This is a genomic window from Arthrobacter silviterrae, from assembly GCF_011045165.1.
In the GTDB taxonomy this organism is placed as follows: Bacteria; Actinomycetota; Actinomycetes; order Actinomycetales; family Micrococcaceae; genus Specibacter; species Specibacter silviterrae.
In genome coordinates this window covers 133,928-147,377 of record NZ_JAAKZI010000004.1, presented here as the reverse complement: position 1 = coordinate 147,377, position 13,450 = coordinate 133,928, and the positions used below count along the sequence as shown (strand labels likewise).

The following is a 13,450-nucleotide window of genomic DNA, read 5'->3' as shown; positions in this document are numbered from 1 at the left end:
TCACACCTTTACGTAGTAGGCTCATTTGTACGTTAAGTCACCAAGGGGGACTCGATGCTCGAATGGATTAATGACTTCGGCTGGATCATCTGGCTGACCGTGTTCCTGCTGCTCGCAGTTGCCGAAATGCTGACGCTGAACCTCTACTTCATCCTGATGTCCGTTGGTGCACTGGCGGCACTGGTGGCCTTCCTGTTCCATGCCCCGCTATGGCTGCAAATTGTCATCTTCTGCGTCGTGGCGCTGGCCACCACCGTGCTGATCAGGCCGCTCGCGCTGGCGCACCTGCGCCGCGGGCCGGCGGACCAGCTTTCCAATGTGGACCGCCTGATTGGCCACCCGGCCGTGGTGCTTGAAGCAGTCAGCACCAACTCCGGCCTGGTCAAGATCGGCGGGGATGTCTGGACGGCGCGCATACGCGGCGGGGCGGAAATCCCCGTAGGGGCAGGGGTGGAAGTGTCCGCGATTGACGGCGCCACGGCCATCATCAGCTCCCCCGGCGCGCACCGGCCGACGGGAACAGCCGCAACAACCGCCTGAGCGCCTCGCTGCCGGGCGGCTGCACGAAATTTCCTGTGCCAAAAGGCGCACGGAACAAGCTTTCCATGAAACAAGAAAAGAGGGGATTTCATGCCAGATGGAGCCGGAGCAGTAGTTTGGCTTTTTGTAGTAATAGTCCTGCTGATATTCGTTGTCATTGTCCTGGTGCGTTCGGTGCGGATCATTCCGCAGGCACGCGCCGGGGTGGTTGAACGGCTCGGCAAGTACCAGCGCACGCTCAATCCCGGGCTGACGGTCCTTATCCCGTTTGTGGACCGGCTGCTTCCGCTGCTGGACCTTCGCGAACAAGTGGTTTCCTTCCCGCCGCAGCCGGTCATCACGGAAGACAACCTGGTGGTCTCCATTGACACCGTGGTGTATTTCCAGGTCACGGACCCGCGTGCAGCCACCTATGAAATTGCCAACTACATCCAGGCTGTTGAGCAGCTGACCACCACCACCTTGCGCAACGTGGTGGGCGGACTGAACCTGGAGGAGGCGCTGACCTCCCGTGACCAGATCAATGGCCAGCTGCGCGGCGTCCTGGACGAGGCCACCGGCCGCTGGGGCATCCGTGTCAGCCGTGTTGAGCTCAAGGCCATTGATCCGCCATTGTCCATCCAGGACTCCATGGAAAAGCAGATGCGCGCAGAGCGTGACCGCCGCGCTGCGATCCTGACCGCCGAGGGCACCAAGCAGTCGGCCATTCTGACGGCCGAGGGTGAGCGGCAGTCCTCCATCCTGAAGGCGGAAGGTGACGCCAAGGCGGCCATCCTCCGCGCAGACGGCGAATCCCAGGCCATTCAAAAGGTGTTTGACGCCATCCACAAGGGGAACCCGACGCAGAAGCTGCTGGCGTACCAGTACCTGCAGACGCTGCCAAAGATCGCCTCCGGCTCGTCCAACAAGCTCTGGATCATTCCCAGCGAAGTGGGCGAGGCCCTGAAGGGCATCGGCAACGTGCTCGGTTCCACCAACGGCGACTCGGACGATTCCGCGGACGTCGCCCGCGACCAGCTGCCGTAATCACGGGCAGCCGCCCCTGAGGCGGACCCGGCCGCGCGGCCAAGCACGTATAATGGGTGCTTGGCCGCGCGGCGTTTTTGCGCAGCCTGCCAACTTTCAGGCCGCCGCGGGGCAGTTCCTGGGAACTGCTTCTGCACTGTCTTTGCCGGGGGAAGCGCCGTTGGAACAACGGCGGCTGACCGTGCGTTGAATCTAAGAGGAACGTGGGTGCGTGCCGGGGCGTTGAACGCCACGGCGCGGGCCAGGACGCCGGCTCCCCCACAGGGGCGGGCAACAACATTAGGGAGAAATCATGAGCGATCGTAGCTTGCGGGGCATGCGCCTGGGTGCGCAAAGCATGGAGACGGAGTCGGGCGTTGAGCCGGCACCTCGGCAGCGTGTGGAATACCGCTGCGCCGACGGCGAGCAGGTGTTCGTGACATTCTCTTCCGAAGCTGAAATTCCGGCAACCTGGGTGTCCAAGACCGGCAAGGAAGCCCTCCTGGTCAACGGGGAAGCACCCGACCGCTCCAATGACAAGCCTGTCCGCACCCACTGGGACATGCTGCTGGAGCGCCGCTCGCTGCCCGAGCTGGAGACCATCCTTGCCGACCGCCTCACCATCCTCCGGGAGCGTCGCGGCGAAAAGGTCTGACGCCCGGCCTTGGCCAGCAAATCGTCAGGGAATAGCTCACAAAAATGGCGGACGGTCCCTTTTCGGGACCGTCCGCCATTTTTTGTGTGCCCGGACCGCGGGCCTGGCCTACTTGCGGCCGGTCAACTTCTTCCACCGGGCGGCCAGGCCCCATTTGGTGACATTGAGCATGGCCTCCTGGACAATGTTGCCGCTCATCTTTGAGGCGCCGAATTCACGTTCCACAAACGTAATGGGTACCTCCACCACCTTCATGCCCAGCTGGCACACCCGCCACAGCATGTCCACCTGGAAGCCGTAGCCCACCGACTCCACCTCGTCGAAGTTGAGGGCTTCCAGGGTGGTGCGGCGAAATGCCCGGTAGCCGCCGGTGATGTCACGGACGGAGATTCCTAGCAGGATGCGGGAGTACAGGCTGCCGCACGTGGAAATGAGCTTGCGGTGCAGGGGCCAGTTGACCACCTTTCCGCCCGGAACCCACCGGGAGCCCAGCACCAGGTCAGCGCCCTGTTCGACGGCGTCGAGCAGCAGCGGAAGCTGTTCGGGCTGGTGCGAGCCGTCGGCATCCATTTCCACCAGGACGTCATAGCCTGCGTCCAGGCCCCACGTGAAGCCGGCCAGGTACGCCGCGCCGAGTCCTTCCTTGCCCGCGCGGTGCAGCACGTGCACCTGGGGGTCTGCTGAGGCCAACTCATCCGCCAGCGCGCCTGTCCCGTCCGGGCTGTTGTCATCGGCTATCAGCACGTCGACCTGGGGCGCGGCCGCACGGAGCCGGGCGAGGGTCTTCGGCAGTGACTCGAGCTCGTTGTAGGTGGGGATGATTGTCAGGACACGCAACAGAATGGTGCCTTTCCGTGTGGGTAGCAAAAAAAGGGGCGCCAAACCGAAAGGTGCTTGCCGGCCTGGGCTGCAGGGGACTTGAAAAGTCCGTGCGGCAGCAGTGAGGCGCCACGTCCCCAGTATAGGGGACGCTCATGGGAGCGAAGGGCGGGAGGACGGGCGTGGCAGCGCGCACGGCCAAGGCGGGGCTGCGGGAAAGGAATGGGCCCACGCGCCTTCGGGCCAAGCAGGGTCCGGCGGCGGGCCGGAGTCCTTGTTTGTTTTCTACTGGCGCGTGAACCCATTCCCAAAGCACCGGCCCGCGGTTTCCCCTGACCGGCTTGGGAGCCCCGTTCGGGGTGTCCGCTTCAATAAAAACTAATTGTCCCCAGGCCTGCTGTCAATGCGGACGTGACCTGCGCCGATGTGCATCGCCGCAGTTCAGGGGCACATTTGGCGTCTGCAAAAACTTGCTTCGGCGGGCGTGTCGGCCCCGGCGTGTCGCCCGGACAGCTGTGGAGCTAGGCGAAGTCGGTTGCGGCGAAGAGTTCCCGGCCGCGGTGGACCGTTTGCAGGCAGCGTGGGTCGTTTTCCGTGTCGAGAGCGGGCAGCAGCGGCGTGCGCGCCCGCGGGTCCGTGGACCAGGACTGCACGCGTTCGTCGGCAACCTGGACCATCAGTTCCTCAATTTCCCACACGGCGAAACTGGCAGGCGCACCGGGCCCCAACTGGCCCAGGAGGGGGTTGGTGCCACGGGCCGCACGCCACCCCGCCCTGGTGTGGCCAATGAACGCGGCACGGGCCGAGATCCGCTGTCCGGGCTGGTGGTGGTTCAGCGCAGCCCGGACGCTGTCCCACGGGCTCAGTGGTGTGACGGGGGCGTCCGAGCCGAAGCAGATGGGCACCCCGGCGGCGTAGAAGCGGGCCAGCGGGTTCATGGTGGCTGCCCGGCCGGACCCCAGGCGCCGGGCGTACAGCCCGTCCTCACCGCCCCACTGGGCGTCAAAGGCGGGCTGGACGGAAACCGTGACGGCGTGGTGGGCCAGTGCCGCCATGGCGCCGTCGTCGACCATTTCAGCGTGCTCAAAGCGGTGGCCGGCAGCCCGCACCTTCTCAATGCCCACGCGCTGGGCAGCCAGCGCCAGCCCTTGGACGGCGATCTCCATGGCGCCGTCCCCGATGATGTGGAAGCCGCCCTGGATGCCCAGTTCCGAGGTGGCGGCCAGGTGGGCGGCCACCTCCTCGACGGTGAGGTGCGCCTGTCCGCGGCCGTCGGCGGCGTCCGCATACGGCTCGCGCAGGAAGGCCGAATGTGAGCCGAGGGAGCCGTCAATGTTCAGGTCCCCCGCCAGGCCGAGCACGGGCGTTCCGAGCGACGCCAGCAGTTCCCTGGCCTCCCCGGCGTTCGAGACCGCCTGCCCCCAATAGGGCAGTACTTCGGGGAAGGCGTCCGTGGCATCAAAGGCCGTCAGGCTGGCCAGCTGGGCCAGGTCTGCCGCCGAGCCGACGTGGGGCGCCGCCATCTCCGCCAGGGCCACGTAGCCCCTGGAAGCCGCGTGGCGGAGTGCACGTTCCTGGACCCGGCGGCGGTCGGCGGGGGCAAGCTGGCGTGCTGCATCGCGGGCGGCCGCATGCGCGGCGCCGGAGACAAGGCCGGCCCCGTCCCATCCGGGGAGTCCGGCCAGGCCCAGCCGTGCGGCCAGGGCTGCCGAAACAATGCCCGAGTGGACGTCAATGCGGGCCAGGTACACCTCACGGCCGCCCGTTGCCCTGTCCAGTTCCGCGGCGCCGAGGCGGACGCCGGCGGGCCAGGACGAGTCGTCCCAGCCGTGCCCCAGCACAATGCCGGTGGTGGCGGCAGCTGCCTGTGCCACCAGCTCCAGGGCGTCCTGGGCGGAGCGTGCCCCGGAGAGGTCAATCGAGTCCAGCGCCAGGCCTGTCTCCGTGACATGGACGTGGGAGTCCACAAACCCCGGGGTGATGAGTGAACCGCCCAGGTCGATGACGTGCATGCGCGAATCCAGCAGCGAGGTTGCGGCATGTTCGGAACCTACCCACGCCACGGTGTCGCCGTCCACCAGCATGGCCGTGGCAAACGGGTCCCCTGCGCTGTAGACGGAACCGTTGCGGTACATGGTGAGTGACATGGCTGGGTGGGTCCTTTCAGGAACTTTTCGATTAATCCATTGCCCGGCAGCGGGGCGTGGGCCGATGAAGGCTGCCCTGGTGGCCTACTCCACGACGGTGGTGTAGGCCACCACTCCGCGACGCACCAGCTCGATGGCCGAAATGCACAACCGGGGGAATTCCCCCTGCATTCCCGGCACCGTGGCCAGCTGGTCCAGCAGGTCAATGACCTGCTTGGTCCACCGGACAAAGTCGCCGGCAGCCAGGTCCGTACCCTTGAGCGAGTCCTGCAGCGTGCGCCCCTTGGCCCACTTGAACATGGGCCAGACAAGCCCCAGCTCCGGCTCCCCCGTCAAGGGCAGCCGGTGCGATTCCTCGGCATCCTCCAGCACCGACCAGAGCCGCACCACGGCATCCACGGCAGTCTCCAGGCTGATGCTGGGCATCCTGGGCCGCATGCCGCCGTCGTCCCTCTTGGCCTGGAAAACCAGTGCACTGGCAAAGGCCGCCAGCTCGGCCGCGTCCAGGTCGTCGAAGGCGCCTTCACGCAGGGCCAGGGCGATCAGGAGGTCTTTTTCGCCATAGACGCGCCGCAGCCGCTGGCCGTCCGCGCTGGGGCGCAGGTTGCCGCCGTCGTCCGTCTCGACGAAGCCGTAGGCGGCCAGTAGTTCGCTGACCCGGTCGAAGGTCTTGGCGATCGTGTTGGTGCGTGCCTGGATGGCCCGGACCACCCCGTCCGTCTCCCGGCGCAGCTTCCACCACCGTTCGGACCACCTCGCATGGTCCTCGCGGTCCGGGCAGCCATGGCACGGGTGGGCCTGCAGCGCCCGGCGCAGGGTGTCGATGGCATCCTCCTGGCCACGGGCAGTGCCGGACATCGCGAAGGCCGCCTGGCGGTCCGGGGGCTGTGTGGCAGCCTGCGCGAGCGCATCCTGCACGGCGGCCAGCAGATTGCGCTTGTCCTTGGGGAGCTTGGCATTGAAACCCTTGCCAATGCGCACATGGGCCAGCACCCCGGCCGGGCCGTGGAGTTCGTGGATGCCCAGGCGGCGGACTTCGCGGTTCTCCGAAAGAACGCCGGGGCGCGGCTCGCGGGACTGCGGATCAGCCACCAGCACGACGGCGTGGCCCGGGTTGCGCCCTGCCGGCACCATGATCACGTCCCCGGGACGAAGCCGGGCCATCGACTCGGCCACCAGGGCCTTGCGCTGCCGGGCCTGGTTTTTGGAAGCACCGGATTCCAGGTCGGAGAGCTCACGGCGGAGCCTGGCATATTCGGTGAAGTCGCCGCGGCTGCAGCTCATGGACTTCTCGTACCCGGCCAGGGATTCCTCGCGGGAGCGGACCTGCCGGGCCAGGTCGACCACGGAGCGGTCTGCCTGGAACTGCGCGAAGGACGATTCAAGGATGTCGCGGGTCCGTTGGCGGCCAAATTGCGCCATGAGGTTGATGCTCATGTTGTAGGTGGGGCGGAAGCTGGAATTGAGCGGATAGGTGCGCCGCGAGGCCAGCCCGGCCACGGCGGTCGGGTCGGTGCCCGGCTGCCACAGCACCACTGCGTGCCCTTCGACGTCGATCCCCCGCCGGCCCGCCCGGCCCGTCAGCTGTGTGTATTCGCCCGCGGTGATGCCCACATGGGCCTCTCCGTTGAACTTCTCCAGCTTCTCCAGCACCACGGTGCGGGCAGGCATGTTGATGCCCAGGGCCAGCGTTTCGGTGGCAAACACGGCGCGGATCAGTCCGTCGGCAAACAGCCCCTCCACCACTTCCTTGAAGCTGGGCAGCATGCCGGCATGGTGGGCGGCCAGGCCGCGCAGCAGCCCGTCGCGCCACGCCCAGTAGCCCAGCACTTCCTTGTCGGAATCGGGCAGCTGGGCGGTGGCGGCATCAACGCGGTCGGCAATTTCACTGCGTTCGGCCGGGGTGGTCAGCCACAGGCCGGCGGCCGCGCACTGTTGCACGGCGGCGTCGCAGGCTGCCCTTGAAAAAATGAAGGTGATGGCCGGCAGCAGGTCCCGGCTTTCCAGCGCCCTGATCACTTGGGGCCGGCTGGCCCGCTTGACCATCCCCGTGCCCGCGGAGGAGTGGTCGGAACCGTAGCGGTCCCTGCGTTCCCGGCGCCCGGCCCTGGCACCGTAGGACTGCCGGCTGCGGTGCGAGCCGCCGGATTCGCTCCGGGCCAGCTTGAGCAGTTCAGGATTGACCTTGAAGCGCGGCGGCACGGCGGTTGCGGCCGTGGCATCCGGGCTGGCCGCAATTTCCGCAGCCGCCTCGTCGAAGGATTGGTTGGTGGCAAACAGGTCCACGATGTCGCGCTGGACCATCACATGCTGCCACAGCGGAACGGGCCGGTGCTCGGAGACCACCACGGCCGTGTCTCCCCGGACGGTGCCCAGCCACGCCCCAAACTCCTCCGCGTTGGACACTGTCGCGCTCAGGGAGACCACTGAAACCTCGCTGGGCAGGTGGATGATCACTTCTTCCCAGACGGCCCCGCGGAACCTGTCCGCCAGGTAGTGGACCTCATCCATGACCACGTACGCCAGCCCGGAGAGGGTGTCCGAGTCAGCGTAGAGCATGTTGCGCAGCACCTCGGTGGTCATGACCACCACGGGCGCCTCGGAGTTGATGCTTGTGTCCCCCGTCAGCAGGCCCACATTCTCGGGTCCGTACTTGCGGGCCAGTTCCTGGTATTTCTGGTTGCTCAGGGCCTTGATGGGGGTGGTGTAGAAGGCCTTGTTGCCGCCGGCAAGGGCCAGATAGACGGCAAACTCGCCCACAATGGTCTTGCCGGCCCCGGTGGGCGCTGCCAGCAAAACACCGCGGCCTGCCACCATGGCACGGCACGCGGTGAGTTGGAAGTCGTCAAGGTCAAAGTCAAAGGTCTGCTTGAAGCTTCCCAGCAGGGTTCCCGAGTCCGCGGAGGCGTCCCGGGAAGCCGCGTAACGCTCGGCAGGTGTGGGGAGGTCAGGCATTGGCATGCTTCCAGCCTACGTCAGGACCCGCCGCCCAAAGGACGACGGCGGACCGCCGGGCCTCACGCTTCCTACAGTTCCTCGAGGTCCGTCAGCGGCGTGGCAATGTCAGCCGTGGCGTCCGTCTCATTGGCCCGCTTTGCAGCCCGGCGGTCGCGGCGTTTGTCATTGAGGATGCACAGCCCGATCGCGCCAAAGTACAGGACCAGCAAGGGGGCGGCCAGGAAGAACATGGACATGACGTCGGAGCCCGGGGCGGCCATGGCGGAGACGATGGTGACGCCGAGGATGGTGAAGCGCCACGCCTTGAGGTAGGTGGTGCCCCGGACCAGGCCAATGGCGTTGAGGGCAAACAACAGCACGGGGACCAGGAAGGCCACGCCCATGAACAGCATCAGCTGCAGGGCGAATTGCAGGAAGTCGATGGCCTTCATGATGTTGGTGCCCCCGGGCGGGGTGAAGGACGTCAGCGCGCGGACAATGTTGGGCCAGATGATCCAGCCCACAAAGATGCCGGCCAGAAACAGCGGAACCGAAGCCGCCATGTAGGACAGCGTGTAACGGCGTTCCTTTTTGGTCAGCCCGGGGGTGATGAAGGCCCACAGCTGGTAAATCCACACGGGAGAGGCGATGATCAGGCCCAAAATCAGCGAGATCTGGATCTTCAGGTCAAAGGAGGTGGTGACGCCCTCAAAGTTCAGCGACGCCACAATGTGGCGCTCAGTGCTGATGTCCCGCAACGGCTGGGTGATGGCCTCCATCATCGGATCGTAAAGGATCCACCCGATGACCACGCCCGGCAGCATCGCCAGGGCACTCTTGAAAAGCCGGTTGCGGGCTTCGATCAAGTGCGCCTTGAGCGGCATCCGCCCTTCCGGATTGGCTTTCCGGCCCTTGTGCCCGTTCACCGGTGCTGTGGCGGTATCTATGACTGAGCGCCGGTACCGGTTCCGGTACCGTCGCCCGTGTTGCTGTCAGGCTGCGCCGGGTTGTTGACGATCTTGCCTTCCATCGGCGCATCCGTGCCCGGCGCGGCGGAGGGCTTCTCGTCCTTGCCGTCGTTCTTCATTTCCTTGACCTCGGACTTGATGATCCGCATGGACTGGCCAAGGCTGCGTGCCATGCCCGGCAGCTTGGGTGCTGCGAACAGCAACAAAACTACGATGATGATGATGGTGATCGCCCAAGGGCTCTCAAAAAGTCTTCCCACGGTTTAACGCCTTTCCTTTTGGTTCATCCTACGTCTTCCAAAGCTTTGATGTCGCGCAAGGATTGGAGCTGTCCGCGTTCTTTCCTGCGGGCGACGCGCCGTTGGAGCCGGGCAAGTTGCCGTTCTTCCTTGGCGGCTAGGTAATCATCCTTCATTTGTTCAGGCGTTGCAAAAACCGCCGCGCCCGGAACGGTGGTTCGCGGCTCTGTGACGTGCACTGCCTTCAGCTTCCGGCTGCGATCGTCCCAGTGCGCGTTGAGGGCGTCGCCCATGGCAGTGGCCGCATGCATGGTTTTGGTGGCATCACGCCACACCTTGAACCCCAGCGCGGCGACAAAAAGGAGCGACAGCGCCGTCAGCGCAATCCACAGGACTATCCAAAACCACCAAGGCATGGGCCGATTCTATCCGTCCAGTCCGGGTGTTGCCGGTGAGCTTTCGCCCACAGCGTGATGCGCACTGCCTTCCCCGGCATAGCTGGCGGCAGCTGCCGCAAGCCATGCCCTGGCGCTTTCGCGCAATTCCGGCGGGTGCACCACCCTGGCATGCCCTGCCAGGCGGGCCAGCAGCGGCGGAATGGTCGCGGGCTCCCCCACCAGCATGCGAACGGCCATCTCCCCGCCGGCTGCCCCGACGAGGCGGTGCAGGGTGGCGTTGTAGGCCGGGGCAAGCCGCCCGGCAGTGGAACTCTCGGCAAGCAGCAGTACTTCATGGTCGTGGTCGCCCGGTGTGTAGGGGGCACCGTCGCTTCCCCCATCCACAGCGGTGTCCGGGGCGGGATTGAGCTGCGGGCCGGCAGGGGTGAGATTGCTGAGCAAATCCACCCTGAAGCTGCGCAGGGCGCCGGCAGTCCGGCACCAGGCGCGCACGTACCAGGTGGAGTCGATGGAGTAGATGCGCCGCGGTTCGATGGTGCGCTGCGTGAGCTCGTCGCGGCTGCGCACCAGGTAGCCGGCATGGCACGCCTGCCCGTCCCGGATGAGTCCCTGAAGCACGGAAATCGTCTCCGCCTGGGTGCCGGTAAGCAGCTGAAGTGCGACGGCGTCGGCCAGCCAGGCATCCGGCCCCGCCACCCTCTTGACTTGGGTGATGGCCTCTTGCAGGGCATCGGCCTTGTCGGTGCCCGGCACTGCCTTGAGCGCGTCCAGCCCCACCAGCAGGGCGCATGCCTCTTCCTGGGTCAGGCGCAGCGGGCTGGCGAGCGTTTCGGCGTCACGGATGAATACCTGCCCGTGTTCCGTCGTGACATCCATCAGGTCACCATGAAGATAGCCGGGCAGGCCGCTGACCATGAGGGTGCCCAGGTCAGCCTCCAGCTCCCGTCCGGAAATGCCGAATTCGGAGCAGAGTTCCTCCTCGGGAATGCCTGGGTTGGCCACCATGAACGGCACCATGGACAGCAGCCTGACCAGCCTGTCGCGTGTCGTGTTCCGCTTGGCGGGGGTGCGCGGCAGTGCCGGGCCAAGGGGCGGAAGGGCGCCGGAGGTCCCCGCGGCAATTGTGCCGGCCGGCAGCGGCGTTGGCTCTTCGGCGGCTGCCAGGGCGGCCTGCAGGCTTCCGGCCACGGCCTGGCGGAGTGTGCCCGGCTCAATGACAGCGGCTCCCGCTCCAAGCGAGGCGAGGTCAGCTGCCATGAGTTCGGGCTCGCGGTAGGCGACGGTCAATATGTCCCTACCGGGGACGGCGCCGTCGGTTTCGACTGTGGCACCCTCCCTGGTCCGCAGCTCGTGGACGGTCCCTGCGGGCACGCTGATGCGTGCGGTGTGCACCGTGCCTGAGCCGAGGGCGTCCAGCACGGAGGCGATGGAGAAGCCCTCCGGACGTTCAAAGGAGCCGGCAGGCCCCGGAACCACGGACGAGGTGATTCGGGAAAGACGGAAATTGCGCTGAGCACCCCGGGCCGTGTCGAAACCGGAGAGGTACCACTCGCCGTACTTGCTGCCCAATCCCCACGGCTGGACAGCACGTGAAGTGGTTGTCGCCGCACCGGCCGGGCGGTAGTCAAAGGTGACCTCCGAGCTTTCACGCAGGGCTGTCCAGAGTGGTTCGAATGCCGGCTCAAGGGTGCGCACCCTGGACTGGACGGTGGCTTCGTCGTCGTACCAGCCCAGGCCCGCCCGGGTGGCGACCTTGCGCAGGGCGGACTGCGCGGCGGCGCTAAACGCCGCTTCGGACCACAAGTTGGCGGCGACGGCCAGCATTGTCATGGCATCTTCGCTCAGCCTGACCTCGGGAACTCGGTAGTCCGCCGGCTTGATCCGGTACAGGACCTGTTCCTGGTCCTCCTCGTCAAAACTGGTGGTGGTGGTGATGGGAATGCCCACCTCGCGCAGGGTGTCCTTGTCGCGTTCAAACATGCGCTCGAAGGCCGGCCCGGCCGTTGCCTCCAGCGCAGCCGTGGCGGCGGTGCGTGCATAGCCGTTGACATTCTCCCGGATGAAGTGCCGGCTGCGCCCGCGGCTGGTGCCCAGCAGGGCAATGACCAGGTTGAGCATGCGTTCCGTCGCTGAGATTTTGCTTGACACAGCACCAGCCTACTGGGCGCAGTGTCGGCAGGACGCAAAAGGCCGGCCCCCAAGCGGAACTTGGGGGCCGGCGCGGTGCCCGGCAGCAAAGCTGCTGGGTGGAAGCTAGCGGACAGCCACCAGGTCCACAACGAAGATCAGGGCCTCATTCGGGCCAATGGCCCCGCCGGCCCCGCGGGAGCCGTACGCCAGCTCGGAGGGGATTTCGAGGCGGCGGCGCCCGCCCACCTTCATGCCAATCAGGCCCTGGTCCCAGCCCTGGATGACCTGGCCAACGCCTGCGCGGAAGTCCAGCGGCGTGCCGCGGCCCCACGAGGAGTCGAATTCCTCGCCGGTGGAGAAGGCCACGCCGACGTAGTGGGTGGAGACGGTGCTGCCGGGAACCACTTCGGTGCCGGTGCCCTCAATGAGGTCCTCAATCACCAGTTCAGTGGGGACGGCGTGGTCCGGGAAGTCTATTTCAGGCTTGGTGCGGTCGTAGTCGCGGGTACCAAAGGACATGGTGCTCCTTGCGTAGTTGGGGGTGATTACTTCTTCGCGTCAATCTTAACAACAAACACCAGGGCTCCGGCGGGCTGGCCCTGGGAGGGGTTGTCGCCGTAGGCCAGGGTGGAGGGGATGCTCAGCATGACGGTGGAGCCCACCTTCTGGCCTGCCAGGCCCATGGTCCAGCCGGGGATGACCTGCGCCAGGCTGAACGTGACGGGGGCGCCCTTGTCAAAGCTGGAGTCAAACTTCTTGCTGTCGGACCAGGCCCAGCCGGTGTAGCTGGCGGAGATGGAGTCGGTGGCCTTGATGACCTCGCCCGTGCCCTCGGTCAGGACCTGGACGGCCAGGTTTTCCGGGGCGGACTTCTTCGGAATGGTGATGCTCGGGATGCCCTTGGCGTCAAACTTTGCCGTGGGCAGGCCGCCGGCCTTGGCCAGGGCGGCGACATCCGCGGCGCTCATGAGCTTGGCGGGGTCCTTCGTGGCAGTGACCTGGAAGACGCTCAGCGAGGCCGGCTGTGCAGCCTGGGCGGGTGCGGACGCCGTGGCAGGGACGGCCGGCGTGGCGGGGGTTGCATAGGCAATGAAGGCACCGACCTTGACGCTGGCAAAGGTGGTGTAAACCAGCGGGTACTGCGCCTTGAAGGTCGGGGACAGTGTGAGGCTGCTGCCGGCAGCCTTGCTGAAGTTCTCCCCGAGGGTCTTGCCGGTCTTGGTGTCAAGGGCGATCTCGTGGAACTCCATGACCTGGCCGTCGGCGACCTTGGCACCCGTGCCGTCCTGGACCACCTTCATGGATTCGGCGCTGACGGCCAGCGGCATGGTGAAGGTGACCTTCGGTGCCTTGAGCTTGCCTTGGTCCACCACCTTGACGGAGGCCAGGGCTGCCGCGTTCGACGCCGGCACGGCAACGGGGCTGCCGGTTGCTGACGCCGAGGACGGCGAGGAGGAGTTTCCGGATGAACACGCTGTCACGAGCAGGAGCAAGGGCAGGAGGAGTGCAAGAATTCGACGCACAGAGACACTTTCGATGGCAGGACGGGTGAAGTTTTTGCGTTGCTGCCCGCTCGTTGCTGCAATTGCGGGCGCGTCCAGCTTAGCCGCCA

The 13,450-nt window shown here is 66.1% G+C and carries 12 protein-coding genes; 3 read left to right on the top strand and 9 right to left on the bottom strand.

All coding sequences use genetic code 11. The annotated features are described in order from the left end of the window. The first annotated feature begins 54 nt into the window (after window positions 1-54). The 3 genes from G6N77_RS04240 (at window position 55) to G6N77_RS04230 (ending at window position 2,200) form a co-directional block, all read left to right on the top strand. On the top strand, window positions 55-540 hold the full coding sequence (locus G6N77_RS04240) for an NfeD family protein (RefSeq protein ID WP_165180763.1): 486 nt from the start codon (window positions 55-57) through the stop codon (window positions 538-540). Between the two features lie 90 nt (window positions 541-630). Continuing rightward, window positions 631-1,566: an SPFH domain-containing protein gene (locus G6N77_RS04235; protein WP_165180762.1), complete on the top strand. Its 936-nt coding sequence runs from the start codon at window positions 631-633 to the stop codon at window positions 1,564-1,566. A gap of 292 nt (window positions 1,567-1,858) precedes the next feature. Beyond that, window positions 1,859-2,200, top strand: coding sequence for an RNA polymerase-binding protein RbpA (locus tag G6N77_RS04230; RefSeq protein WP_165180761.1), 342 nt, complete (start codon window positions 1,859-1,861; stop codon window positions 2,198-2,200). Between the two features lie 108 nt (window positions 2,201-2,308). Here G6N77_RS04230 and G6N77_RS04225 read toward each other — a convergent pair whose 3' ends face one another. The 9 genes from G6N77_RS04225 to G6N77_RS20275 form a co-directional block, all read right to left on the bottom strand. Beyond that, entirely contained in the window at window positions 2,309-3,037 is a 729-nt protein-coding gene (locus G6N77_RS04225) for a polyprenol monophosphomannose synthase (protein ID WP_165180760.1), read from the bottom strand. Window positions 3,038-3,540: 503 nt separating this feature from the next. After that, window positions 3,541-5,166, bottom strand: a complete 1,626-nt coding sequence (locus G6N77_RS04220) for an amidohydrolase (RefSeq protein WP_165180759.1) — start codon at window positions 5,164-5,166, stop codon at window positions 3,541-3,543. Between the two features lie 84 nt (window positions 5,167-5,250). Beyond that, a complete protein-coding gene (locus tag G6N77_RS04215; RefSeq protein WP_165180758.1) occupies window positions 5,251-8,127 on the bottom strand; it encodes a DEAD/DEAH box helicase in 2,877 nt (958 codons plus the stop codon). A 65-nt stretch (window positions 8,128-8,192) separates the two neighbouring features. Next, on the bottom strand, window positions 8,193-8,987 hold the full coding sequence (gene tatC, locus G6N77_RS04210) for a twin-arginine translocase subunit TatC (RefSeq protein ID WP_165180757.1): 795 nt from the start codon (window positions 8,985-8,987) through the stop codon (window positions 8,193-8,195). Between the two features lie 59 nt (window positions 8,988-9,046). After that, window positions 9,047-9,331, bottom strand: a complete 285-nt coding sequence (gene tatA, locus G6N77_RS04205; RefSeq protein WP_165180756.1) for a Sec-independent protein translocase subunit TatA — start codon at window positions 9,329-9,331, stop codon at window positions 9,047-9,049. A gap of 23 nt (window positions 9,332-9,354) precedes the next feature. Further along, window positions 9,355-9,726 (bottom strand): hypothetical protein, encoded by a 372-nt coding sequence (locus tag G6N77_RS04200; RefSeq protein WP_165180755.1) that lies wholly within the window; start codon window positions 9,724-9,726, stop codon window positions 9,355-9,357. A 9-nt stretch (window positions 9,727-9,735) separates the two neighbouring features. Continuing rightward, a complete protein-coding gene (locus tag G6N77_RS04195; RefSeq protein ID WP_165180754.1) occupies window positions 9,736-11,856 on the bottom strand; it encodes a helix-turn-helix transcriptional regulator in 2,121 nt (706 codons plus the stop codon). A 105-nt stretch (window positions 11,857-11,961) separates the two neighbouring features. Further along, on the bottom strand, window positions 11,962-12,357 hold the full coding sequence (locus tag G6N77_RS04190; protein ID WP_165180753.1) for an FKBP-type peptidyl-prolyl cis-trans isomerase: 396 nt from the start codon (window positions 12,355-12,357) through the stop codon (window positions 11,962-11,964). Between the two features lie 26 nt (window positions 12,358-12,383). Then, window positions 12,384-13,361, bottom strand: a complete 978-nt coding sequence (locus G6N77_RS20275; protein ID WP_165180752.1) for an FKBP-type peptidyl-prolyl cis-trans isomerase — start codon at window positions 13,359-13,361, stop codon at window positions 12,384-12,386. Window positions 13,362-13,450: the final 89 nt, after the last annotated feature.